The organism is Martelella lutilitoris, from assembly GCF_005924265.1.
Lineage (GTDB): Bacteria > Pseudomonadota > Alphaproteobacteria > Rhizobiales > Rhizobiaceae > Martelella > Martelella lutilitoris.
Window position 1 is genome coordinate 297,261 of record NZ_VCLB01000008.1, and the last position, 22,201, is coordinate 319,461.

General features: G+C 61.9%; 24 protein-coding genes and 2 tRNA genes. 11 read left to right on the forward strand and 15 right to left on the reverse strand.

From position 1 onward, the window contains the following. Positions 1 to 16 precede the first annotated feature (16 nt). From FF124_RS16030 to FF124_RS16040, 3 genes are read right to left on the reverse strand one after another with little or no spacing between them, the layout of a single operon-like run. Positions 17 to 394, reverse strand: a complete 378-nt coding sequence (locus tag FF124_RS16030; protein ID WP_138749488.1) for a Na+/H+ antiporter subunit C — start codon at positions 392 to 394, stop codon at positions 17 to 19. Further along, positions 394 to 813 (reverse strand): Na(+)/H(+) antiporter subunit B, encoded by a 420-nt coding sequence (locus FF124_RS16035; protein ID WP_138749489.1) that lies wholly within the window; start codon positions 811 to 813, stop codon positions 394 to 396. Before FF124_RS16035 ends, FF124_RS16030 begins: the two co-directional genes overlap by 1 nt. Further along, the gene (locus FF124_RS16040) at positions 810 to 3,164 is read right to left on the reverse strand and encodes a putative monovalent cation/H+ antiporter subunit A (RefSeq protein WP_138749490.1); all 2,355 of its coding nucleotides are present in this window, start codon (positions 3,162 to 3,164) and stop codon (positions 810 to 812) included. The genes FF124_RS16035 and FF124_RS16040 overlap by 4 nt, the downstream gene beginning before the upstream one ends. A 248-nt stretch (positions 3,165 to 3,412) precedes the next feature. On the opposite strand from FF124_RS16040, the gene msrB reads away from it, so the two are divergent. After that, complete coding sequence (msrB, locus tag FF124_RS16045) at positions 3,413 to 3,826, forward strand: peptide-methionine (R)-S-oxide reductase MsrB (RefSeq protein ID WP_246072492.1); 414 nt, start codon at positions 3,413 to 3,415, stop codon at positions 3,824 to 3,826. A 530-nt stretch (positions 3,827 to 4,356) separates the two neighbouring features. Here msrB and FF124_RS16050 read toward each other — a convergent pair. After that, positions 4,357 to 5,622 carry a hypothetical protein gene (locus FF124_RS16050; protein ID WP_138749491.1) on the reverse strand — a complete coding sequence of 422 codons (1,266 nt, stop codon included), beginning with the start codon at positions 5,620 to 5,622 and terminating at the stop codon, positions 4,357 to 4,359. 13 nt (positions 5,623 to 5,635) lie between these two features. Then, positions 5,636 to 6,007, reverse strand: coding sequence for a response regulator (locus FF124_RS16055; RefSeq protein WP_138749492.1), 372 nt, complete (start codon positions 6,005 to 6,007; stop codon positions 5,636 to 5,638). 144 nt (positions 6,008 to 6,151) lie between these two features. Here FF124_RS16055 and FF124_RS16060 point away from each other — a divergent pair, with 144 nt between their 5' ends. The 3 genes from FF124_RS16060 to FF124_RS16070 all read left to right on the forward strand — a co-directional run bounded on the left by FF124_RS16060 (position 6,152) and on the right by FF124_RS16070 (position 8,473). Then, positions 6,152 to 6,451, forward strand: coding sequence for a DUF3572 domain-containing protein (locus FF124_RS16060; RefSeq protein WP_138749493.1), 300 nt, complete (start codon positions 6,152 to 6,154; stop codon positions 6,449 to 6,451). Next, on the forward strand, positions 6,448 to 7,101 hold the full coding sequence (locus FF124_RS16065; protein WP_138749494.1) for a hypothetical protein: 654 nt from the start codon (positions 6,448 to 6,450) through the stop codon (positions 7,099 to 7,101). The genes FF124_RS16060 and FF124_RS16065 overlap by 4 nt, the downstream gene beginning before the upstream one ends. Positions 7,102 to 7,162: 61 nt before the next feature. Beyond that, complete coding sequence (locus tag FF124_RS16070) at positions 7,163 to 8,473, forward strand: DNA polymerase IV (RefSeq protein WP_425462543.1); 1,311 nt, start codon at positions 7,163 to 7,165, stop codon at positions 8,471 to 8,473. Positions 8,474 to 8,680: 207 nt separating this feature from the next. On the opposite strand, the gene FF124_RS16075 is transcribed toward FF124_RS16070, so the two are convergent. The 5 genes from FF124_RS16075 to FF124_RS16100 all read right to left on the reverse strand — a co-directional run bounded on the left by FF124_RS16075 (position 8,681) and on the right by FF124_RS16100 (position 12,783). Beyond that, complete coding sequence (locus FF124_RS16075) at positions 8,681 to 9,421, reverse strand: M23 family metallopeptidase (protein WP_138749496.1); 741 nt, start codon at positions 9,419 to 9,421, stop codon at positions 8,681 to 8,683. Between the two features lie 330 nt (positions 9,422 to 9,751). Further along, on the reverse strand, positions 9,752 to 11,233 hold the full coding sequence (gene gatA, locus FF124_RS16085; protein WP_138749498.1) for an Asp-tRNA(Asn)/Glu-tRNA(Gln) amidotransferase subunit GatA: 1,482 nt from the start codon (positions 11,231 to 11,233) through the stop codon (positions 9,752 to 9,754). Positions 11,234 to 11,254: 21 nt separating this feature from the next. After that, a complete protein-coding gene (locus tag FF124_RS16090; RefSeq protein ID WP_138749499.1) occupies positions 11,255 to 11,713 on the reverse strand; it encodes a GNAT family N-acetyltransferase in 459 nt (152 codons plus the stop codon). Between the two features lie 3 nt (positions 11,714 to 11,716). Beyond that, on the reverse strand, positions 11,717 to 12,004 hold the full coding sequence (gatC, locus tag FF124_RS16095) for an Asp-tRNA(Asn)/Glu-tRNA(Gln) amidotransferase subunit GatC (protein ID WP_138749500.1): 288 nt from the start codon (positions 12,002 to 12,004) through the stop codon (positions 11,717 to 11,719). A 74-nt stretch (positions 12,005 to 12,078) separates the two neighbouring features. Continuing rightward, positions 12,079 to 12,783 (reverse strand): metal-dependent hydrolase, encoded by a 705-nt coding sequence (locus FF124_RS16100; RefSeq protein ID WP_138749501.1) that lies wholly within the window; start codon positions 12,781 to 12,783, stop codon positions 12,079 to 12,081. A 106-nt stretch (positions 12,784 to 12,889) separates the two neighbouring features. Between FF124_RS16100 and ruvX the strand changes: the two genes are divergently transcribed. Beyond that, positions 12,890 to 13,363, forward strand: coding sequence for a Holliday junction resolvase RuvX (gene ruvX / locus FF124_RS16105; RefSeq protein ID WP_138749502.1), 474 nt, complete (start codon positions 12,890 to 12,892; stop codon positions 13,361 to 13,363). 5 nt (positions 13,364 to 13,368) lie between these two features. Here ruvX and FF124_RS20605 read toward each other — a convergent pair whose 3' ends face one another. Then, the gene (locus FF124_RS20605; RefSeq protein WP_187326974.1) at positions 13,369 to 13,512 is read right to left on the reverse strand and encodes a hypothetical protein; all 144 of its coding nucleotides are present in this window, start codon (positions 13,510 to 13,512) and stop codon (positions 13,369 to 13,371) included. A 148-nt stretch (positions 13,513 to 13,660) separates the two neighbouring features. On the opposite strand from FF124_RS20605, the gene FF124_RS16110 reads away from it, so the two are divergent. Together FF124_RS16110 and FF124_RS16115 are read left to right on the forward strand one after the other, a co-directional pair. Continuing rightward, the gene (locus FF124_RS16110) at positions 13,661 to 14,587 is read left to right on the forward strand and encodes an AEC family transporter (RefSeq protein ID WP_138749503.1); all 927 of its coding nucleotides are present in this window, start codon (positions 13,661 to 13,663) and stop codon (positions 14,585 to 14,587) included. 4 nt (positions 14,588 to 14,591) lie between these two features. After that, positions 14,592 to 14,969, forward strand: a complete 378-nt coding sequence (locus tag FF124_RS16115; protein ID WP_138749504.1) for a VOC family protein — start codon at positions 14,592 to 14,594, stop codon at positions 14,967 to 14,969. Positions 14,970 to 15,295: 326 nt separating this feature from the next. Here FF124_RS16115 and tuf read toward each other — a convergent pair whose 3' ends face one another. The 4 genes from tuf to FF124_RS16135 form a co-directional block, all read right to left on the reverse strand. Then, complete coding sequence (tuf, locus tag FF124_RS16120; RefSeq protein WP_138749505.1) at positions 15,296 to 16,471, reverse strand: elongation factor Tu; 1,176 nt, start codon at positions 16,469 to 16,471, stop codon at positions 15,296 to 15,298. A gap of 226 nt (positions 16,472 to 16,697) precedes the next feature. Next, entirely contained in the window at positions 16,698 to 17,954 is a 1,257-nt protein-coding gene (locus FF124_RS16125) for a GGDEF domain-containing protein (protein WP_138749506.1), read from the reverse strand. A gap of 134 nt (positions 17,955 to 18,088) precedes the next feature. After that, a tRNA-Gly gene (locus FF124_RS16130) sits at positions 18,089 to 18,162 on the reverse strand. A gap of 18 nt (positions 18,163 to 18,180) precedes the next feature. Further along, positions 18,181 to 18,265, reverse strand: a tRNA-Tyr gene (locus FF124_RS16135). 227 nt (positions 18,266 to 18,492) lie between these two features. On the opposite strand from FF124_RS16135, the gene FF124_RS16140 reads away from it, so the two are divergent. The 4 genes from FF124_RS16140 to FF124_RS16155 all read left to right on the forward strand — a co-directional run bounded on the left by FF124_RS16140 (position 18,493) and on the right by FF124_RS16155 (position 22,083). Next, positions 18,493 to 19,374: a TrmH family RNA methyltransferase gene (locus tag FF124_RS16140; protein ID WP_138749507.1), complete on the forward strand. Its 882-nt coding sequence runs from the start codon at positions 18,493 to 18,495 to the stop codon at positions 19,372 to 19,374. 110 nt (positions 19,375 to 19,484) lie between these two features. Then, complete coding sequence (locus FF124_RS16145; RefSeq protein ID WP_138749508.1) at positions 19,485 to 20,252, forward strand: HAD-IIB family hydrolase; 768 nt, start codon at positions 19,485 to 19,487, stop codon at positions 20,250 to 20,252. Between the two features lie 81 nt (positions 20,253 to 20,333). Then, complete coding sequence (locus FF124_RS16150) at positions 20,334 to 21,554, forward strand: glycosyltransferase family protein (protein ID WP_138749509.1); 1,221 nt, start codon at positions 20,334 to 20,336, stop codon at positions 21,552 to 21,554. Positions 21,555 to 21,648: 94 nt separating this feature from the next. Next, complete coding sequence (locus FF124_RS16155) at positions 21,649 to 22,083, forward strand: transposase (protein WP_138749510.1); 435 nt, start codon at positions 21,649 to 21,651, stop codon at positions 22,081 to 22,083. The last annotated feature ends 118 nt before the right edge of the window (positions 22,084 to 22,201 follow it).

Here is a 22,201-nt window from a genome sequence, read left to right on the forward strand (position 1 = left end):
GTTTTCTGGTCCTTGTTCAGTAGCCGAGCGGCGGCATGGGCTGGTCCTTGGGTTCGGCGGCCCGCATGTCGTCGGTGTCATCGGTGTTGAGGTCCTGATACGCGCGGTAGGTCAGGACCAAAAGGAAGGCGAAGAACGAAAACGAGATCACGATCGCCGTCAGGATCAGCGCCTGGGGAAGCGGATTGGCCGTGCCGGAAGGCAGCGTCTCCATGGTCTCCGGAATGATCGGCGGCACGAAGCCGGTGATCCGGCCGGCCGTGAAGATCAGCAGGTTCACCGCATTGCCGAGAATGGCGATGCCGAGCATGATCCGGACGCTGTGGCGCGACAGCATCAGGTAGATCGCGGCGGCGAAGAACAGGCCGACAAGACAGGAAAGCACGAATTCCATCAGGCATGGTCCTTTTCTTCAAGCGCCAGGAAGATCGAGGAAATCGAGCCGAAGACGACCAGATAAACACCGATATCGAAGGTCGTGACCGTGGAGATCGGCACCTCCACGCCGAAGATCACGGGATAGATCCAGTGCGCCGTCATGAAAGGCACATGGGCGAAGATCGAGATGAAACCCGACAGCGCCGAAAGCAGCAGCCCGGCGCCGGCAATCGACATCGGGTGAAAATGGATCGCCCGGCGCACCGCCGAGACACCGGACGCGATGCCGAAGATCGCGATCGCGGAAGCCGCGATCAGCCCGCCGATGAAGCCGCCGCCCGGCGCGTTGTGCCCGCGCAGGAGAACGAAAATCGAAAACAGCATCATCAGCGCGGAGAGGAACGGCGCGGCCGTGCGAAAGATCAGCGTGTTCATTGGGCTTTCTCCTCTTTGGCCACGGCCTTTGTTCTCCCGGAGCGCACGCGGATCAGCGCCAGAATGGCAAGGCCGGTGATCATCACCACGGCGATCTCGCCCAGCGTATCCGTTCCGCGGAAGTCGACGATGATGACGTTGACGACATTGTGCCCGTGGGCGATCACCTTCGAATAGGCGTTGAAGAAGGCCGTCAGGCTGTCATTGAACGGCACCTGTGTGACGCGCATCAGCAAAAGCGCGAAGCCGAGGCCGCAAAGCGCGGCCACCGTGCCGTCGAAAACCTTCTGGCCGAGCGCGCGATGATCCGAGGGCGCGAGGTTGAGCCGCGTCATCACCAGGGTCAGGATCACGACCGAAAGCGTTTCGACCATGAACTGGGTGAAGGAGAGATCCGGCGCGCCGAGCAGCAGGAACAGCACGGCGACGGAAAAGCCCTGAATGCCGAGCGTGACGATCGCCGTCAGCCTGTTGTGGGCGTTGATCACCGCCATCAGGCCGACGACGGCAAGGGCGATGATCACCCAGTGGCCGAGCAGGAAGCCGTCCGGCAAGCCCGGCCATTGCGGCAGTTCGCCGAAGGAGACGAGCGACACCAGCAGCACAGCGGCAATGATGCAGAAGGTCGCGGTGATGTAGAATTCAAGCCGCCCGGGCTGCACCGTCTGCGTGACCTTGAAGGACAGACGAACAATACCGCGCATAAAACTGTCGAACCAGGCATCCGGTCCGGGACCGAGGCGGGCAAACATGCCGGCCATCGCCGCCCGCGCCTCGGAAAGGCGCCAGTAGACGACAAGCGCGATGATCACCGTCAGCACCGAAAGGGCAAGCGGCACGCCGATATGCGGGATCAGCGAAAGATGGATTTCGATCTCTTCGCCGGCAACGGCCGAGGCCATCGGGCCGGAGAAATGGCTGTTGAAGAAATGGGCGAAGACGGCCGCGAGAAAGGCCGTGGCGCCGAGCACGATCGGCCCGAGCCACATCAGCGCCGGCCCTTCATGCGCGTGCTTGGGCGTGTCGGTCTTTTTGCCGATGAAGGGCTTCAGCCCGACGCCGAAGCCGACGGCGAACATCAGCGCATTGCCGAGGATCGCGATCAGCAGGAAGATCGTCGCACAGAGGCTGCCGGCGGCCAGCGCCTCGTAGATGCCTTCCTTGGCAAGAAAGCCGACGAAGGGCGGCAGGCCGCCCATGGAGATCGCGCCCGCAAGACCGGCGGCAAAGGTGATCGGCATCGCCTCTGCCAGTCCGCCGAGCTTCGTCAGGTCGCGCGTTCCGGTCTCGTGATCGATCAGGCCGGCGACCATGAACAAACAGCCCTTGAACAGCGAATGGGCGATCAGATAGAGCACCGCGCCTTCCGCCGCATGGGGAATGTCCATGCCCGTCATCATCACCATCAGGCCGAGCGAAGATACCGTCGTATAGGCCAGCATCAGCTTCAGGTCGGTCTGGCGGATGGCGAGCAGCGTGCCGACGATCAGCGTCGCCGCGCCGAAGACCGGCAGAACGATGGTCCACAGCGCAGTATCGCCCATCACCGGGTTCAGCCGCATCAGCAGATAAACGCCCGCCTTCACCATGGTGGCCGAATGCAGATAGGCGGAGACCGGCGTCGGCGCCTCCATGGCGTTCGGAAGCCAGAAATGGAACGGAAACTGCGCCGATTTGGTAAAGGCGCCGCCAAGCACCAGAATAAAGGCGGCAAGATAGAGCGGGCTGTCGCGCAGCACATTGCCGGTCTCAAACAGCGCCGAAAGCGAAGAGGCTCCCGTGATATTCTGGATCAGCAGTACGCCGGCCAGAAGCAGGAGCCCGCCGCCGCCGGTCACCACCAGAGCCTGGATCGCGGCCCGGCGCGAGGCTTCCTTTTCGTTGTCGAAGCCGATCAGCAGGAAGGAGGTGATCGAGGTCAGCTCCCAGAAGACGAACAGCATCAACAGGCCGTCGGAAATGACCACGCCCAGCATCGACCCCATGAACAGGAACATGAAGGACACGAACCGCGCCTGCTGCGCATGACCCTTCATGTAGCCGCCGGCATAGAGAATGATCATCGTGCCGATGCCGGTGATCAGGATGGCGAAGGTCAGCGACAGGCCGTCGAGCAGGAAGGAGAAACGAAGCCCGAGGCTTGGCACCCAGTCATAACCGCCGGTCAGCACCGCCCCGTCGGCGACCCTCGGCACGAGGCGAATGAACTGGATCAGCGAGAACAGCGGGATAAGGGCAAGAAGCCACGGCGCATTCGACTTGAAGATGCGGTAAAGTATCGGAGAGAAGACCGCGCCCAGAAATGGCAAGCACAAGGCCAAAAGAACAAGAGCCGTTTCACTGGCGGTCATGGCGTCTCCAAAAAACTGACAATATACAAGCCGAGCGGGCAAATAGTTCAGACAACAAACGTGTTACGACAAGAAAAGCGCCGGCTCAAGAGCGCCCGACGCCTTTTCGCATCCGCGAAATGACGCACCACAGGTTTCATCACTTGCGTGGCATCGAACGGACGCAAACCATTGCTTTTCCTCGCCCTGCAACCCAAGTAAGGCCACGGGCGACCCCATTTAACGGCAAAACACACCGGAGCGCGACATTGACCCAGAGCAATAAACAGAAAAAAACGCTGTCCGATTCACAATGGCGTGAGGAACTGACCCCGGAACAGTACCATATCTTGCGCGAACACGGCACCGAAAGGCCCTTTACCGGTCCGTACTGGAACAGTTTCGAATCAGGTACCTACTATTGCGCCGGCTGCGAAACAGCGCTGTTCCGTTCGGACACCAAATTCGATGCGGGCTGCGGCTGGCCGAGCTTCTTCGAGCCTGTCGCGCCCGGCGTCGTCACCGAATTGCGCGATGTTTCCCACGGCATGGTGCGCACGGAAATCCGCTGCGCCAATTGCGGCGGCCATCTCGGCCACGTTTTTCCCGACGGCCCTGCCCCGACCGGCCTTCGCTACTGCATGAACGGCCATGCCATGCATTTCGTGGCGGACGAAGCCTGAATACCGGACGAGGTTTGCCTGCGGACGGCGAACCTGCCCGGCGCGGGGCATCGAGAGCGGTTCCCCCCTCATCGGGCAGGTCTGACGTCGCAGATATTTGGAAAAGCAAGCGCTAACATGAAGAGCGGCCGGCTGATCGCCGCGGGCACGAGGAATCCCGTCAGCAATCAGCCGACCGACCCCACGAGACCAGGAGATGCGGCGGACCTGAACATCATGGGGCAACCGCCAAAGGCAGTTTCATCAATTTTGTACGCTCTGAAATAATAATCAACCGATTTTCAGTGATTCCGCGCAAATCTGACGATTTTATGGTTAACCGACAAGCATTTATCCAGGTTTTACCAGGCGATCAAAACGGAACTCAGGCCGCTGACGCCTTCATGCGCGCAGGCCATGCGCGAGAAAGCCCCATTCATCCATTCCGACGCACATCGGACGCGTCAACCCGTAAGACCTGCGCATCCCGCGCACGGAAGCAACATGGGGAAGGATGACTTTCGCAGTCTTTGCGGACGCACCGCCCAGCTTCAGTTTACTTCCGTCAACGCCGTGCGGATGGCGAGCGTCGGATCGGTCGCGGGCTGATGGGTGTCCTGCACCCCCTCCCCCAGGAGCCGGGCGAGATTGGCGTCGAGGCGCTGGCGCAGCGCCGCGATCGCCCGTTCGGCATCGTCGCGTCGGCGGTCGGGATAGAGAATGGCGAAGAGCCCGTCTTCCACGCGGCTTGCAGCATCCCTTCCGCTCAGGTGATAGCGGATCAGCGCGGCGACGGCTTCCGCCCGCGCGCCGCTCGCGTCCTCGGGCACCCGAACCACACCCATGAAGAGCGGCGCCCCTGCAGTCGAGGCCTCGCGCTTCAGCGCGTTCAGCGTCGTGGCGAACCGCTCCGGCGCCAGAAGTCCGGTATCGCTCTCGACCGTCTCCGGCGCCTCGGCAATGTCGTCGATCGCCGTGCCGAGCGCCTCGACAAAGCGCTTGCGGCGCAGGTGCAGCAGCGCCCGCAGGATCAGTTCGCCGGTTTCGCCCGGCCATGCCATGCAGTCATCGGCGCTGCGCGCGGCGTCGCCGGAAATGTCCGCAATCCCCCCCGGCTCGCACAGCGCAAAGAGCGGCACGAAGCGCATGCCGGGCACGCAGCGCAGCTGGCCGCAGATCCTGAGGCCATCGGCAAGCACCGGCCCGCCATGAACCAGCACAAGGTCGAATCGCTGGCTGGAGGCGAGATAGAGCGCTTCCCGCAGGTTGCCGGTGGCAACCGTCGTCGTCAGCGAGAGCATGCTCTTCAGAAGATCCTGGCGCATGGCTGCATCCTCGGCCACGATCAGCACCCGCACCGTCTCGTCCGGCACGGCCGCTGCCCGTGGCGCAGACCGCCCGTCCGCGAGCGCCCCAGCCTCGCTCTGCAAGGTCCGGAACCGCAGAAGCGCGGAAATGCGTGCCGCGGCCGTTGCCAGATTGTGTTCCAGCCCGATCACGTCATCGGCGCCGGCGCGCAACGCCGCAAGCCTCAGCGTCGCGTCCGCCCGTTCCGGCGTCACGATGGCGACAGGCGCGCTGACGCCCGAATCATGTTCCTTGAGGATGCCGCAGCAGGCAAGCGCCGGCCCCGGTGCGTCGTCATCAACGGCGACCAGAATGAGGCTGGCCGCGTTGACCGCCGCCATCGTCGTCTCGCTGTCGGAAAAATCGGCCTGGAAAAACCCGACCGGCCAGCCGCTCAGCATCGCCGACAGCGTCTGCGCCACGGCGCCCTCGCCGCCGATCAGGACAATGCTCTCGTGCGTCGCGCTCACCAACGTCGTTCCCTCAGGCATCACCGAGATAGGCCTTCACCGTCTTGATGAAATTCGGCACCGACACCGGCTTCGACAGATAGGCATCGAAGCCCGCGCCGCGAATGCGCTCCTCGTCGCCGCGCATGGCAAAGGCGGTGACGGCAACGATCGGGATCTTCGCAAGTTCGCGGTCGGCTTTCATTTCACGGGCAATGTCGAGACCGGATTGTTCCGGCAATTGAATATCCATCAGTATCAGTCCTGGCTTGAACAGGCGGGCAAGCGCCACCGCATCCGCACCCGTGCGGCTTTCCACCACTTCATAGCCCTGCGCCTCGACGAGATCACGAAACAGCTTCATATTCAAATCATTGTCTTCGACGATGAGAACCTGTCTTGCCATTCGTGCTTTCCCCTTGCACCGGCCCCTGTTCCGGCCATGCACCGGCTTGCAACGCGCCGGCAAGACGCTAGAATCGCGTCCATGCCCCTATCAGCGCATCAGATGCCGAGTTTAGGGCGATTTGGTTAAGAAACGGAAATCCGCTTGCAACATTTTCAAAAAGAGCCGCAAAAACCGACATCGGAAGAAGATCTCGCCATTGCTATCCTGGTCTGGCTCTCAAACGAACCCGAGATGCTGAACCGGTTTTGCGCGCTTTCCGGCGTCGAGACCGGCCAGTTGCGCGCGCTTGCCGAAGATCCGGGCTTTCCGCGGGCCATGATTGGCTTCATCGCCGGTCATGAGCCAACATTGATGGCGTTCTGCAACGACAATGCCATTGCGCCTGAAACCGTCTCGCGGGCCTGGCAGAGGCTCGAATACGGCCATGGTGGAGACGAATGACCCGGCTTGCGGAGACATCGGCGGACGACCTCCGGATCGGCGCACGGCCGCTTCTGGTCGTCGATGTGGATGAGGTGGTGCTGCAGTTCGTCGCACCCTTCAAGGCCTTCCTGCTGGCCCATGATCACGAATTGCGGCTGGAGACCTTCAGCCTCAACGGCAATGTGATCTCGCTTGAGGACGGCCGCCGGGTGGAAAACACCGAGGTCAAGGCGCTGATCTCAGCCTTCTACGACAGCCAGGAAGACTGGCAGAAGCCCTTTGCCGCCGCGCGCGAGACCCTGCACCGGCTGACGGATATCGCCGATGTCCTGCTTTTGACCGCCATGCCGCCCGAACACCGCGAAAAGCGGCGACGCCTCCTTGCCCGCCACGGCTTCGACTTCCCGCTGATCGCCTCGGAAGAGCCGAAGGGCGAGGTGCTGAGGGACCTTTGCGAGACCCGCCCGCCGCTGCTGATCTTCGTCGACGACATGCTCTACAATTGCCGCTCGGTCTCGCATTGCCTGCCGGAGGCGCTGACGATCAACCTCCTGATTGATGACGACTACCGGGCGCTGGCGCCTCAGACCACGCCGCCCTCCGTGGTCGCGACGGGCTGGGATCACCTTGAGGAGATCATCCGCCGGCATATCGCGGAGAACGTGTGAAGTCCCCGCTTGCCTTCACTGGCAGCCGGCACTATTTTCGCCATGTTCAACCTTTGTTCCGATGGCTGAGATGACTTCCAAGGCAAACGGCTTTTGCCGAGACTGTCTCGCCCCGGCGGCAGCCGGTGCGCGCCGCTGCGCGACATGCGGCAGCCCGCGCCTTCTGCGCCATGAGGAATTGTTCACGCTCTCGATTGCCCATATCGATTGCGACGCCTTCTATGCCGCCATCGAAAAGCGCGACGACCCGTCGCTGGCCGACAAGCCGGTGATCATCGGCGGCGGCAAGCGCGGCGTCGTCTCCACCGCCTGCTATATCGCCCGCATTCGCGGAGTGAAATCGGCGATGCCGATGTTCAAGGCGCTGGAGGCCTGCCCGGAGGCGATCGTCATTGCGCCGAACATGGAGAAGTATTCCGCCGTCGGCCGGCAGTTGCGGCAGATGATGTTCGACCTGACGCCGCTGGTCGAGCCGCTGTCGATCGACGAAGCCTTTCTCGATCTGTCCGGAACCGAGCGCCTGCACAAGGCGACGCCCGCCGAAACGCTCGCCCGCTTCGCCATCCGCGTCGAAAAGGAACTCGGCATCACCATTTCCATCGGCCTGTCCTACTGCAAGTTCCTCGCCAAGATCGCCTCGGACTTCCAGAAGCCGCGCGGGTTTTCGGTGATCGGCGAGAAGGAGGCCATGACCTTCCTCGCAGACAAGCCGGTGGGCATGATCTGGGGCGTGGGCAAGGCCTTCACGGAAACGCTGAAGCGCGACGGGCTGACGACGATCGGCCAGTTCCAGCAAATGGAAAAGAACGAGCTTCTGCGCCGCTACGGCACGATCGGCCAGCGGCTCTATCATCTGGCGCGCGGCGAGGATACGCGCAGCGTCAAGCCCGAGCGCGCGACCAAGAGCATTTCCAACGAAACCACCTTCTTCACCGATATCAGCGATTTCGAAACGCTGGCGGGACATCTGCGCCGGCTGAGCGAAAAGACCGCGCGACGCGCGAAGGCTGCGGGCTTTGCCGGACACGCCGTGACGCTGAAGCTGAAGACCGCCGATTTCAAAACCCGCACCCGCAGCCGCCATCTGGAAGCGCCGACGCAGCTTGCCGACCGGATCTTCGCCACCGGTCTGTCGCTGCTGAAGAACGAGACCGACGGCACGAAATTCCGCCTGATCGGCATCGGCATCAGCGAGCTCTGCGACCCCGCGATCGCCGACCCGCCGGACCTCGTCGACCCCAAGGCCGCCCGTCGCAAGGCGGCGGAGAGCGCGATGGATGCCCTGCGCGACAAGTTCGGCCTCTCGGCCGTGGAGACCGGCTATACCTTCCGCCCCGACGGAAAGAAGAAAAAGGACGAGGACGGGCGCTAGAGCATTTCGCAGCCAGATGGAAACATCTGACGCCCTCGAAAATGCGTCAAAACAAATAGATAGAGCGGTTGCGCGTTTCCATGAAAGGCGGAACCGCTTTAGCGCATCGGCCCGAAAATCGGAATCGATTTTCGGGCCGATGCGTAGATTCAATAGGTTAGAGCGTCCTTTGTGCGTCCGAATGGACGCAAGGCGCTCTAGTTCCGCTCAGACGCCGGCGGCAGCCGCATGGTTCCCGCCGTCAGCCGCCACGGCCTTCTCGAATTTCGCCAGTGCCGTGCCGGAAAGCCTGCCCTCGCGAACGAAATGCACCTTCATCGGGTCGACCTTGCGGCCGTTGACGGAGACCGCGTAGTGCAGATGCGGCCCGGTCGCGAGGCCGCTCTGGCCGACATAGCCGATCACCTCGCCCTGCCGGACTTTTACCCCCGCCTTGATGCCATCAGCGAAACGGCTCTGGTGGCTGTAGGCGGTCTCGCAGCCATGGCCATGGTCGATGACGGTCATCCGCCCCTCGCCGCCGTGCTTGCCGGAAAAGGTTACCACGCCGTCCGCCGCCGCATAGATCGGCGTGCCGACGGGCGCTGCCCAGTCGACGGCGGCATGCATGCGCGAATAGCCGAGCACCGGATGCCGGCGGTTGCCGAAGCCCGACGTGCGCCGCCCGTCAGGCACCGGATTGCGCAGCAGATACTGCCCGAGACGATAGCCTTCGGCATCGAAATAGCCGGTCTTGCCCGTGTCGGGATCGCGGTAGCGATAGACATTCACCTTGCTGTCGCCGAGCTTCACCACCATGTCGAAGGCGCCCGCGGCAAGGCTCGGCGTCTCTTCCGCCGCATAGGATAGCTTCATCCGGTCGTCCGGGCCGGACGAGGCCTCGGTCTCGCCTTCGGGCGGACTGACGAAATGGTCGATCGCGGCAGTCTCGCTGTTTGCCGCAAGCATGGAAGTGCAGCCCGTAAGAGCGACACTGGCCGCCAGGCAAATTACGATAAGCGTCTTCACGTTCAGCCTTTCAAATCAATTGAATGGCGTGCTTGAACGCAAAGAGTGTGACCGAATTTGAACGGGAAGGAGGCGATTTGGCAGCCAAGAGCGCCGTGCATCCATTCGGATGCACAAAGGACGCTCTCACTTATTGAATCTACGCATCGTGCTTTCCGAAAATCGATTCCGATTTTCGGGCCGATGCTGTAGGCCTTAATCCGGACCCCGCCGTAAACGCTCGCTGACATCAGCCCTGAAATGTCGGATTTCAGGGCTGAAGCCGATGGCTTACCACCATTTTCCAGGCGTGAACCGGCCGGCGGCCTTTTCCATCACCGCGGCGGTGCGGAAAAGGGTTTCCTCGTCGAACGGCTTGCCGATGAGCTGCAGGCCGAGCGGCAGGCCGTTGGCGTCGAGGCCTGCGGGCACGGAAAGGCCCGGAAGGCCGGCCATGTTCACCGTCACCGTGAAGATGTCGTTCAGATACATCTTCACCGGATCATTGGCGAGATCCTGGTCGGCGATGCCGAAAGCGGCCGACGGCGTTGCCGGCGTCAGGATGGTGTCGACGCCCTGGGCAAAGACATTCTCGAAGTCGCGCTTGATCAGCGTACGCACCTTCTGGGCCTTCAGGTAATAGGCGTCGTAATAGCCGGCCGAGAGCACATAGGTGCCAATCATGATGCGGCGCTGGACCTCCTTGCCGAAGCCTTCCGCGCGGGTCTTTTCGTACATGTCGGCAATATCCTTGCCGGGCACGCGCAGGCCGAATTTGACGCCGTCATAGCGGGCAAGGTTGGAGGAGGCTTCCGCCGGCGCGACGATGTAATAGGCCGGCAGCGCGTATTTCGTATGCGGCAGCGAGATGTCGACGATCTCGGCGCCCGCATCCTTCAGCCAGGCGATGCCTTGGCTCCAGAGCTTTTCAATATCCGCCGGCATGCCCTCGACGCGGTATTCCTTCGGAATGCCGATCTTCATGCCCTTGACCGACTGGCCGATGGCGGCCTCGTAGTCCGGCACGGGCAGATCGACGGAGGTCGTGTCCTTGTCGTCGACGCTCGCCATGGATTTCAAGAGGATCGCCGCGTCGCGCACGTCGCGCGCGATCGGGCCAGCCTGGTCGAGCGAGGAGGCAAAGGCGACCACGCCCCAGCGCGAGCAGCGGCCATAGGTGGGCTTGATGCCGACCGTGCCGGTAAACGCCGCCGGCTGGCGGATCGACCCGCCGGTATCGGTCGCCGTGGCGCCGGCGCACAGATGCGCGGCAACGGCTGCCGCCGAACCGCCGGACGAACCGCCCGGAACGAGGTCCCGGTTCGAGCCCTTGGCCTTCCACGGGTTGATCACCGGCCCGTAATAGGAGGTCTCGTTGGACGAGCCCATGGCGAATTCGTCCATGTTGAGCTTGCCGAGCATCACCGCGCCGTCATCCCAGAGGTTCTGGGTGACGGTCGATTCATATTTCGGCTTGAACCCGTCGAGGATATGCGAGGCCGCCTGGGTGTGGACATCGCGCGTGCCGAACAGGTCCTTGATGCCGAGCGGAATGCCCTCCAGCGCGCCGCCATTGCCCTGCGACAACTTCAGGTCGGAGGCCTTGGCCATCGCCAGCGCCTTTTCCGGCGTAACGGCGACATAGGCATTGAAGGTGCCGTTGAAGTCGTCGATCGCCTTCAGATAGGACGCCGTCAGTTCGGTCGCGGTGATTTCCTTCGCCTGAAGCTTGTCACGGGCCTCGGCGATGGTCAGGGCGGTCAGTTCGGTCATCTGCTTCACTTTGTCGTGTTGTTATAGCGCCTTGCGAAAGAAGACGGACTGCTTGGTCGGCGCGTGGTTCAGAACCTTTTCCGTGCGTTCGAAACCCGCCTGTTCGCAAAAGGCGATGGACTCTTTGAGATTGGCATCGGTGACGATGACCAGTTCGCGCAGCCCCTCGCTCTTCGCCAGAGAGGCGATGTGGCGCAGGATGGCGCGACCGATCCCGTGCTTGCGATAGGCAGGCTCGGTGAACAGGCGCTTGGCCTCGGCGATGCCGTTGCCATGGCGCACCAGCGCGCCGGTGGCCACCGGCTTGCCGTCGACGCGGGCAACGAAGCTCGTGGCGCCCGGCGTGCTGACATCGACGGTCAACTGGTAGTCGATCACATCGGACGACGACATGCGGGTCATCGAGGTCTTCAGTTCGGTGAAGAGCGCCTTCAGGTCATCCTGCTGGGGGCTCTCGATATCGATTTTCGGCTGTACCATCCCTCACTCCACAACTTTTGGCACCAGAAAGAAATTCCGCTCGGATTCCGGCGCGTTGGCAACAATATCGTCGGCCTTGTCGCCGTCGGTCACAACATCATGACGCTTCTTCATCTCCATCGGCATGACCGAGGTCATGGGGTCGACACCGGAAACGTCAACTTCGCCAAGCTGCTCGACAAAGCCGAGAATGGCGTTGAGTTCGCCGGTCATCCGCTCCGCCGATGCGTCATCGACGGCGATACGGGCCAGCTTGGCAACGCGTTTGACGGTCGCGGTGTCTACGGACATGAATGCTCTCCGGGTTTCACGATTTCACCACACGCTATAAAGGGCGTCGCCGCCCTTCGCAACGGGGCATTTCATCAGAAGGCGACCGTTTCGCCCGGTTTGGGCGTCAGCACTTCCGTCGGCCCGCCGGCCATGCCGCCGACAAAAGCCTCCGGCGTCTGGTCAATGATCGGGAATGTGCCGTAGTGGCACGGGATCACGGTATCGAAGCTGAAATAGCGCTTGCAGGCGAGCGCCGCCACTGCGCCGCCCATGGTAAAGCGGTCGCCGACCGGCACGAGGCCGATCGCCGGCGCATGCAGCTCGTTGATCAGCGCCATGTCGGAAAAGATATCCGTGTCGCCCATGTGATAAAGCGTCGGCTCGTCATCGATATGCAGCATCAGACCGTTGGGATTGCCGAGCGCGTGGGAAACGCCGTCCTCGGTGATGAAGGCCGAGGAGTGCAGCGCATTGGTGAAGGTGACGGTGAAGGAGCCGAAATCGACCGTGCCGCCGGTATTGCCCGGTTGAAGGTTCTCAAGCCCCTTCGAACCGAGCCAGGCGGCGAGATCGGCGTTGGCGAGCACGGTCGCGCCGGTTTCCTTTGCGATCGGGATCGTGTCGCCCAGATGGTCGCCATGGCCATGGGTCAGGAGAATATGGGTGACGCCCTTGGTCACGGCAGCCTTGTCGAGCCCCTCGAAAGAGGGGTTGCCGGACAGGAAGGGGTCGATCAGGATCGTCGCATCGGCAATCTCGATGCGGAAGGCGGAATGTCCGAGCCAGGTGATCTTCATTTTGCATTTCTCCCTTCGAGACGGTAGTTGAACGCGATTGGCTAAAACGTAATGCGATCAGACGCCATTTTCCATCGGGAAGCGGCAAAACCATGGGAAAAGACCGATGACAGTGCTTTCAATCGAGGAATTGGCCGAGACCCTGCCGCCACATGCCGCCATCGCGGGGCTCGACCTCGGGACCAAGACCATCGGCCTTGCGGTCTCCGATCTCTCGCGCCGCTTCGCAACGCCGCGCCCGGTGATCAAGCGCGTCAAGTTCACGCGCGACGCGGAAACCCTGCTCGCCTTTGCCGAGAAGGAGAAGATCGCGGGTTTCGTCATCGGCCTGCCGATGAACATGGACGGCTCCTCCGGCCCGCGCGTGCAGGCAACCCGCGCCTTTGTCCGCAACATGGAGGCGCTGAGCGCCCTCCCCTTCACCTTCTGGGACGAGCGGCTGTCGACGGTTGCCGCCGAGCGGGCGCTTCTGGAAATGGATGTCTCGCGACAAAAGCGCGCCGGGCGGATCGATTCGGCCGCGGCCTCCTTCATCCTGCAGGGCGCGCTCGACAGGCTTGCGTCCCTGGCCCGCGGATGAGCCCGTTATTCGCCTGCCGGACGGCAGTCGACCGCCGGATCGCGCAGCATGCGCTTGGGGTCGAAAAGATAGTCGACGAAGACGAAGGCGAGCAGGATTGCCCCGCTGACGGCAAGCTCGACCGGCAGGGCGGCAAGAGCTGCGCCCATCAACCCAACCTGAAATCGCTGTGTCACACGGTCCTGCATTGCTTTTCCGCCTTTCCTCCTGTCTTGTCTGACAGCAAATCATTCGCTCTGGCAAGCGCCAAAGCCTGGCAAAGTTAACCGGACGGTAAGGAAATCACGGAATGCGTGCATGTTGATCATCTTCGAAAGCGTTCTGCCGATCTTTCTGACCGTGGCGCTCGGCGTCGGCCTCAAGCGCCTGCCGATCTTCAGTCCCGATTTCTGGAACGGGCTCAACCAGCTTGGTTACTACGTGCTGTTTCCGGCGCTTCTGTTCACCACACTGGCGCGGGCGGATTTCTCGACCATCGCAGCCGCCGACATTGCCTGGGTAACCCTTCTTTGCGTCGCCGCCATCTCCGCCCTGACGATCGCGCTGTGGCCGCTGCTGAGGGCCTTCGGCCTCGGCAGTCCCGCCTTCACCTCCGTCTTCCAGACGACGACGCGCTGGAACGGGTTCGTGGCGCTCGCCATCGCCGACAAGCTGGCCGGGCTTGAAGGCATGGCGGTCATCTCGCTGATGATGACCATGACCATCATTCCGCTCAATCTCATCAACGTGCTGGTTCTGGTCTGGTTTTCCGGCGAGAACCGCAATGTCGGGATGATGGCGCGCAAGATCGCCACCAACCCGCTGATCATTTCCGCTTTCATCGGCATCGCCTTCAATCTCTTGGCCATCCCGGTCTACCAGCCGGTCTATGACGCTATGAACCTGATGGCGCGCGCAGCCCTCGGCATGGGCCTGGTTCTGGTCGGCGCAGGCCTCGTGCTCGCGGACGCGTTGAGGCCGAAACCGATGGTCCTGCTGCCTTCTTTCCTGAAACTCGCCCTTTTCCCGCTGATCACCTACCTGTTCGCCTCGCTTTTCGGCATTTCCGGCATGACGCTGTCGATCATGGTGCTCGGTGCCGGCGTGCCGACGGCCATGAACGGCTACATCCTCGCCCGCCAGCTCGGCGGCGACACCCGGCTCTACTCGGCTGTGGTGACGGTGCAGACCGTGCTGTCGTTCTTCACCCTGCCGCTGGCGCTGATGCTGGTGGGGAGCGGCTGAGACCATGGCAAAACCGGTTTTCATCAACACGCTCGTCTTCGTCTCCGACATGAAACGCTCGGTCGACTTTTATTGCCACCTCCTCGGCCAGACGATCGCGCAGGATCACGGCGATTTCGTCCAGCTGGAAAACGGTCTCGCTCTTCATATGGGTCCAGCCCTGGAGGCGACCATCTTCGGCGCGCCCTCCCCCGAACACAGCCGCTACGGTCGCGGCAATCTGGTTCTCTATTTCGAAACCGACGAACTTCAGGCAATGTTTGCGCGTATGCCGCTGAAGACGGACCTGATCCACCCGATCGAAATCCAGGCCTGGGGCCAGAAGGTGTTTCGCTGCTATGATCCAGACGGGCATATCGTCGAGGTCGGCGAGCCGATGTGATATTCGTGTTGGCACGAATACGCCGAAAAACCGCTGAACCGCTCCGACTGGACTCAGCTTGCCGAGAATGCCCCCACTTTCGTCCCCGTCATGCTCGGGTTTGTCCAGCACATCCAGTCACGTTTCCGCACGACAGGCGTATCGGACAAAATTCATTTCATCACAGAACAATTTCAACCAACCACTCCGTTCGCAGGGGGAGGTGGCTAGATTCTCGGAACAAGCCCGAGGATGACGCGCTTATGGGTGGCGAGGTTGGTCAACAAACTGAAAAGCCCCGCCGGATCGCTCCGACGGGGCTTTTGAATGTCTGTGTCGCGCGTCGATTACTCGACGATCGATGCCACGATGCCGGCGCCGACGGTGCGGCCGCCTTCGCGGATGGCGAAGCGCAGCTTTTCTTCCATCGCGATCGGAACGATCAGCTCGACGTCAACCGTGACGTTGTCGCCCGGCATTACCATTTCCGTGCCTTCCGGCAGCGTGACGACACCCGTCACGTCCGTCGTGCGGAAGTAGAACTGCGGACGGTAGTTGGTGAAGAACGGCGTGTGGCGGCCGCCCTCATCCTTCGTCAGGATGTAGGCTTCTGCCTTGAACTTCGTGTGCGGCGTCACCGAACCGGGCTTGCACAGGATCTGGCCACGCTCGACCTGGTCGCGGTTGATGCCGCGGATCAGCGCGCCGATGTTGTCGCCGGCCTGGCCCTGGTCGAGCAGCTTGCGGAACATTTCAACGCCGGTCACCGTCGTCTTCTGCGTCGCCTTGATGCCGACGATCTCGACTTCCTCGCCAACCTTGACGATACCGCGCTCGACACGACCGGTCACGACCGTGCCGCGGCCGGAAATCGAGAACACGTCCTCGATCGGCATCAGGAAGGGCTGGTCAACCGGACGCTCGGGCGTCGGGATGTAGTCGTCGACAGCGGCCATCAGCGCGCGGATCGCGTCTTCGCCGATTTCCTTGTTGCTGTCTTCCAGAGCGGCAAGAGCCGAGCCCTTGATGATCGGGATTTCGTCGCCGGGGAACTCGTAGGAGTCCAGCAGCTCACGCACTTCCATCTCGACGAGCTCGAGAAGCTCCTCGTCGTCAACCTGGTCAACCTTGTTGAGGAAAACCACGATCCCCGGAACGCCAACCTGACGGGCAAGCAGGATGTGCTCGCGGGTCTGCGGCATCGGGCCGTCGGCGGCCGAGCATACCAGGATCGCGCCGTCCATCTGCGCCGCGCCGGTGATCATGTTCTTCACATAGTCGGCGTGGCCGGGGCAGTCGACGTGGGCGTAGTGGCGCTTCTCGGTCTCATATTCGACGTGCGCCGTCGAAATCGTGATGCCGCGCGCCTTTTCTTCCGGCGCCGCGTCGATCTGGTCATACGCACGGAAGTCACCGAAGAACTTCGTGATCGCAGCCGTCAGTGTCGTCTTGCCGTGGTCAACGTGACCGATCGTGCCGATGTTGACGTGCGGCTTGCTCCGCTCAAACTTTGCCTTTGCCATGAAAATGCTTCCTGTAACTGGTAACACGGATGACCCGGCGAACCGGTTTAGTGCCGCCGTTTAAGGCTTTCGAAAGCAATAAGCAAGACCAAATTCGACAGTTTGGCGCACCCGAACGTCCGACACGCCAAAAGCCGGCGGCTTTTGCGAAAAAGCGACGCATGGCCAAGAGCTTGCGGCGACGCCTGTTTGCGGCGCTCGGCGGCCACACGCCCCGGCTCCGTGCTCAAACGCCAACCCGCGAGACCGCGCCGGGCTCCACGGCGGAAGGCGCGCTATCGGCCACCACGCGGTTGCGTCCCAGCCGCTTTGCTCCGTAGAGCGCATTGTCAGCCATGCGGTATAGCACCTCATAGCCGCGCTCCGAGCGCGCCGTCGCCACGCCGATGCTGCAAGTGGTCTCCAGGTGCTCGGCCACGTCGGGGAAATGGCGATGGGCCAGATGGATACGGATGCGCTCCGCCATGGCGCATGCGCCCTGGCGGTCAAGCCCGACGGAGAAGATGGCGAACTCGTCGCCGCCGATCCTTCCGACCACGTCGGTCGCCCGCGTCTCCTTGAGGAGGATCTCGCCGAAGGCTCTCAGCACCGCATCACCGGCGGGATGGCCCAGCGTGTCATTGGTGATCTTGAACTTGTCGAGATCGAGCAGCGTCAGCGCTACCAATGCCGCCGAACGCTCGGCGTAAAAGCCTGCAAGCGCCCGCTCGAACCCTTCCCGGTTCAAAACGCCGGTGAGCTGGTCGCGGTCGCGCAGCGTGTTGAGCCGGTCGAGCGATTCGACGAAATGCGACGCCAGGATTTCAATGGTGAGGATCATCGCGATCATCAGGATGTAGATTTGCGTGGCCTGCCAGAAAATCGAGTTCGGATCGACAATGATTCCGGTGAAAAGCATGCCGAATGTGCGCAGGCAATGCATGACGCCAAGCGCGATGATCGTCCAGAAAATCAGCTTGTCGTGAATAGTGTCGTCACGCCGGATCCAGAACCGCAGCATCGCCAGCGCCATCAACACGACGAGGCCGGCATTGATAACAATTGTGCGCTGGAACGCGGTTCCGTAGATCTCAAACAGGCAATATAGACCGAACAGGGTCACAAATGCCGTCACGTTGAACGCGATGCCGAAGGTTTTGCCGCGCCGCTGGAGAAGACCCTCCGCAAACAATATCTGCGCAACAATGAAAAGCCCGTTCGCTGAAAGGAGCAGGCCCCTGCTGCGGAAGGAGCCAAGGAAGAACGTCAGCAGAAAGGCCAGCGCGAGCACAAGAAATGACGACGACAGCACAAGTAAATAGGCCCGGCGCACACCCGTGAACCAGGCCACGATGAAGCTTCCCGCCAGAATCAGCAATCCGCCGAGCAGCATCAGCAACTGCATGATCGTCATTCGATGCCCATCGACCCCACAGGCGTCCTCCCCCTTCAACGCAACCCGATCGAAACGATCGGTCGGCCCGCTGAAGGGGCGACCGCTCATGTCGATATCTCGATCGTTGCCAGTATTGGCCGTTATGCGCCGGAATCTTTAATATAACGACAAAGGGGCATCGTGAAGACAAAGAGCCTGCCGTCTTCCAAAAAGATCAGTCAAAATGATAAAAAATACTTTGTTGGAGCGGGTAGCGGGAATCGAACCCGCATATTCAGCTTGGAAGGCTGCTGCTCTACCATTGAGCTATACCCGCGCAAACGTCAGGCGCCGGTGGTGGAGGAGGTTGGATTCGAACCAACGTAGACTAAGTCAACGGATTTACAGTCCGTCCGTTTTAACCACTCACGCACTCCTCCAGTACCAGCCTGGACGGCAGTCATGCCTTGGATCGTTCGCCGCTGCCCGTTGGCCTTGGCGATGTCGATCTGCGCCGCGTATATGACCGGCTCGCCCCGCTCTGTCAACACGGCGCGCCAGAAAAAAATGACAGAAAAATCACAGCCGCATGCCGGACCGCGCGCTTTCCCCGTTCTTGCCGCGGAATGGCCTAGCCTGAGGCCGCGCCCGGCCTTATAACGGGCGCATGAGCAAAAAAGATGACCAGAACGGCTCCCCCAGGGATGCCCACTACGCCAAGCTGAGACGCGCCCACCGCGACGCCAAGCGCGCCCGAGAGGGCGTGCCGGCAAAGACGGAGAGACGCGGGCCGAAAAAGGCGCCCGGGCCGCTGCCTGTCAGCGGCGACGAGGTGCTGCTTTACGGCCTGCATACCGTGCGCGCGGCGATCGAGAACCCCGAGCGCAGGCTGATCTCGCTGAAGGTGACGCAGAACGCCCTTGCCCGGCTGACCGACGGGATGGCGCTGCCGGAGAGCCTCCCCGTCGATATCGTGCGCCCGCGCGAGATCGACGACATTCTCGGCGAGGACGCCATCCATCAGGGCGTGATGCTGAAGACGCTGGCGCTTCCCGTGCGCCGTCTCGATGCGCTGAACGACAGCCCGCTGCTGCTCGTGCTCGATCAGGTGACCGATCCGCACAATGTCGGCGCGATCCTGCGTTCGGCGGTTGCCTTTTCCGCCGGCGCGGTGATCACCACCATGCGCCACAGCCCGGCCGAATCGGGCGTGCTCGCCAAATCGGCCTCCGGCGCGCTGGAACATATCCCCTACATCCAGATCACCAATCTCGCCAAGGCACTGGAAGAGCTTCATGCCATGGGCTTTGCCTCGATCGGGCTTGATTCGGAAGGCCCCGCACCGCTGGAGGAAACCTTTGCCGGCGGCAAGGTCGCGCTGGTCCTCGGCGCGGAAGGCAAGGGACTTCGCCAGAAAACCCGCGAAACGGTGACGGCGCTCGCTCGCCTCGACATGCCGGGCGCGATCAAGTCGCTCAACGTCTCCAACGCCTCGGCCATCGCGCTCTATGCCGCCCGCCAGCACCTGGCGAAATTCGCCAAAGGCTGAAAATGTGCCTCCTCCGGCAACAAAGCGGCGGCGGCAGAGGTTAAGGGGCAGCAGGCGTCCAAAACTTGCCGCCCGATGATCCGAAGCGGCACGGCTTAAAAGGTCCGACCATGAAAATCGTCTTCACCGATCTCGACGGCACGCTCCTTGATCATGAGACCTATTCGCTGGAGCCGGCCCGGCCCGCGCTCGAGGCGCTCAAGGGTCGCGGCATCCCGCTCATCCTCGCCAGCAGCAAGACGGAAGCGGAGATGCGGCCGATCGCTGCGGATATCGGCATTGAAGACCCGATGATCGTGGAAAACGGCGCCGGCATTGTCGGGCTGCCGGGAGCGGAAGGCGACGAGGCGGACACCTATGAGCGGCTGCGCGCAACGCTTGAGGCGATGCCGCCCGCGCTCAGACAGAAATTTCAGGGTTTTGGCGACTGGAGCGATGAAGAGGTGGCCGAAAAGACCGGCATGCGGCTCGAGGCAGCCCGGCTCGCCCGAAAGCGGCAATTCTCCGAGCCGGGACTCTGGTCCGGCAGTGAGGATGAACGGGAAGAATTCCGATCCTTTCTGAGGCAAAGCGGATTTCAGGCCGTTCAGGGCGGCCGGTTCTTCACGCTGATGCCGGAAACCTCCAAGGCCGATGCGATGCGCAAGGTCGCCGACACCTATCGCCAGAAGATGGGCGGAGACGTCTTTACCATCGCGCTTGGCGATGCGCCCAATGATGCCGCCATGCTCGAAGCCGCCGACAGAGGCTTCATCATCGCCAACCCCGCCCATGCGCCGCTGGCCGAAACACCGCGCGAACGCGACGGCCACATCCTCCGCTCGGACAAGGCCGGGCCAGTTGGCTGGAACGACATGATATTGCAATTATTGGCATAATATAGTTGGTAGGTAAGGCCCCTCCCCTTCGGCCGTCCGCGTCCGGAACCTGCCGCAACAAAAACATCAGGAGCGCCCGCAATGGCTGATTTTCATCAAAATGGCGTTGTCGCAACGCTGCACAATCTGCGCGAGCGTTCGCTGCACCGGGTCGAGCGCGAACTGGCCAGCTTCTCGGCAACGCGGCCGATTACGCTGATCCTGCCCTCGCTGTTTTCCGAGCTCGAGGCCGAGGCGCTCGACAATATCGTCAACCACCTGATGGAAGTGCCTTATATTTCCAACATCGTCATCGGGCTCGATCAGGCTGACGAGGAACAATACCGCTACGCGCTGAAATATTTCAGCCGCCTGCCGCAGAGCCATGCCGTGCTCTGGAATGACGGACCGCGGATGAAGGCGGTGCACAACCGACTCGGCGACTCGGCGCTCGCCCCCCAGGAACCCGGCAAGGGCCGCAATGTCTGGTATTGCATCGGCTATGTGCTCGGCGCGCGCAATTCCTCCGTGGTGGCGCTGCATGACTGCGACATCGTCACCTATTCGCGCGAGATGCTGGCGCGCCTCGTCTATCCGGTCACCAACCCGGCCTTCCCTTATGTCTTTTCCAAGGGCTACTACCCGCGCATCGCCGACGGTTCGCTCAACGGCCGCGTCACCCGCCTTCTGGTCACGCCGCTTTTGCTCAGCCTTGAAAAGACCATCGGCCACCAGCCCTATATCGATTACCTGAAGGCGTTCCGCTATCCGCTGGCCGGCGAATTCGCGATGCGCACCCATATCCTGCCCGACATCCGCATTCCCTGGGACTGGGGGCTGGAAATCGGCGTTCTCTCGGAACTTTGGCGCAACTATTCCAACGCGGCGATCTGCCAGGTGGACATTGCCGATGCCTATGACCACAAGCATCAGCCGCTGTCGCCGGAAGATGCCAAGAAGGGTCTGTCGCGCATGTCGACAGATATCTGCAAGGCCGTGTTGCGCAAGCTCGCCACCGATGGCGTGACCTTCTCGCAGGAGACGCTCAGGACCTTGAAGGCCTCCTATTTCCGCACCGCGCTCGATCTCGTGGAGATCTACCACAACGATGCCCGCATGAACGGGCTTTCGACCGACCGCCACAAGGAAGAACAGGCGGTCGAACTGTTTGCCACCAACCTGATCGAGGCCGGCAATTCCTTCCTTGAGGAACCGGACGCCACGCCGCTGATGCCGCGCTGGAACCGCGTCTTGAGCGCCCTGCCCGACATTCTCGACGAAATGCAGGCCGCCGTCGCCGCCGACATGGCGGAATATGGCTGAGCCGGACCGAGTTGAGAGCAAACCGGTGCGTGACCTAAAATAAGCGTTTTGGAGGTTCGCCCCGCTGCAGTGCGCCCATTTATTGGACCGCCGGATGTTGGATTTTCCGGCTCTGATCACGATGGCGGGCTGGCGGCGCCACCGGGATTATGCAACGCGATCGGGACGTTGTATCCGATCGCTGAATGAGGGCGATGCTCCGCATTTCCGGATCCTGCTGGACCTCGGTCCCGACGTAACACCCCGCGCGGTTGTCGCGGATAAGGGCTATGCCAGCAAGGCCAACCGCAACGCAGCCCGTTCTCGCGGTGCCATTCCGGTGATCCCACATAAAGCCAACGAGAAAGACAAACCCGCCCGCTTTGCCAACGCCATCTACCGAGGTCGCACCCGCATCGAGCAGGCTGTCGGAAAGCTCAAGCGCTTCAAACGGGTGGCTCTGCGCTGTGAGAAAACCAAACGCAACTTTTCAGCCATCGTTTCAATCGCTGCAGCATTCAACCTCATGAGATCCGTCCACAAAGCCTAGGCGGTGTGGACGGATTGCCGCAGTTTGAAGAAATGGGATTCCCCGGCTGAGCGTTGTCTGATTCATGGGATGTCGACTGATTGGAGGTCGACATGAGCACGAAGATGACAGAGGACGA

What these genes read in the sequence shown, in the direction of transcription:
- FF124_RS16030 (WP_138749488.1), bottom strand. Translation starts at nt 394, where the DNA reads ATGGAATTCGTGCTTTCCTGTCTTGTCGGCCTGTTCTTCGCCGCCGCG.
- FF124_RS16035 (WP_138749489.1), bottom strand. Translation starts at nt 813, where the DNA reads ATGAACACGCTGATCTTTCGCACGGCCGCGCCGTTCCTCTCCGCGCTG.
- FF124_RS16040 (WP_138749490.1), bottom strand. Translation starts at nt 3,164, where the DNA reads ATGACCGCCAGTGAAACGGCTCTTGTTCTTTTGGCCTTGTGCTTGCCA.
- FF124_RS16055 (WP_138749492.1), bottom strand. Translation starts at nt 6,007, where the DNA reads ATGGCAAGACAGGTTCTCATCGTCGAAGACAATGATTTGAATATGAAG.
- FF124_RS16065 (WP_138749494.1), top strand. Translation starts at nt 6,448, where the DNA reads ATGACCCGGCTTGCGGAGACATCGGCGGACGACCTCCGGATCGGCGCA.
- FF124_RS16070 (WP_425462543.1), top strand. Translation starts at nt 7,163, where the DNA reads ATGGCTGAGATGACTTCCAAGGCAAACGGCTTTTGCCGAGACTGTCTC.
- FF124_RS16075 (WP_138749496.1), bottom strand. Translation starts at nt 9,421, where the DNA reads ATGCTTGCGGCAAACAGCGAGACTGCCGCGATCGACCATTTCGTCAGT.
- gatA (WP_138749498.1), bottom strand. Translation starts at nt 11,233, where the DNA reads ATGACCGAACTGACCGCCCTGACCATCGCCGAGGCCCGTGACAAGCTT.
- FF124_RS16090 (WP_138749499.1), bottom strand. Translation starts at nt 11,713, where the DNA reads ATGGTACAGCCGAAAATCGATATCGAGAGCCCCCAGCAGGATGACCTG.
- gatC (WP_138749500.1), bottom strand. Translation starts at nt 12,004, where the DNA reads ATGTCCGTAGACACCGCGACCGTCAAACGCGTTGCCAAGCTGGCCCGT.
- FF124_RS16100 (WP_138749501.1), bottom strand. Translation starts at nt 12,783, where the DNA reads ATGAAGATCACCTGGCTCGGACATTCCGCCTTCCGCATCGAGATTGCC.
- ruvX (WP_138749502.1), top strand. Translation starts at nt 12,890, where the DNA reads ATGACAGTGCTTTCAATCGAGGAATTGGCCGAGACCCTGCCGCCACAT.
- FF124_RS20605 (WP_187326974.1), bottom strand. Translation starts at nt 13,512, where the DNA reads ATGGGCGCAGCTCTTGCCGCCCTGCCGGTCGAGCTTGCCGTCAGCGGG.
- FF124_RS16110 (WP_138749503.1), top strand. Translation starts at nt 13,661, where the DNA reads ATGTTGATCATCTTCGAAAGCGTTCTGCCGATCTTTCTGACCGTGGCG.
- FF124_RS16115 (WP_138749504.1), top strand. Translation starts at nt 14,592, where the DNA reads ATGGCAAAACCGGTTTTCATCAACACGCTCGTCTTCGTCTCCGACATG.
- tuf (WP_138749505.1), bottom strand. Translation starts at nt 16,471, where the DNA reads ATGGCAAAGGCAAAGTTTGAGCGGAGCAAGCCGCACGTCAACATCGGC.
- FF124_RS16125 (WP_138749506.1), bottom strand. Translation starts at nt 17,954, where the DNA reads ATGAGCGGTCGCCCCTTCAGCGGGCCGACCGATCGTTTCGATCGGGTT.
- FF124_RS16140 (WP_138749507.1), top strand. Translation starts at nt 18,493, where the DNA reads ATGAGCAAAAAAGATGACCAGAACGGCTCCCCCAGGGATGCCCACTAC.
- FF124_RS16145 (WP_138749508.1), top strand. Translation starts at nt 19,485, where the DNA reads ATGAAAATCGTCTTCACCGATCTCGACGGCACGCTCCTTGATCATGAG.
- FF124_RS16150 (WP_138749509.1), top strand. Translation starts at nt 20,334, where the DNA reads ATGGCTGATTTTCATCAAAATGGCGTTGTCGCAACGCTGCACAATCTG.
- FF124_RS16155 (WP_138749510.1), top strand. Translation starts at nt 21,649, where the DNA reads ATGTTGGATTTTCCGGCTCTGATCACGATGGCGGGCTGGCGGCGCCAC.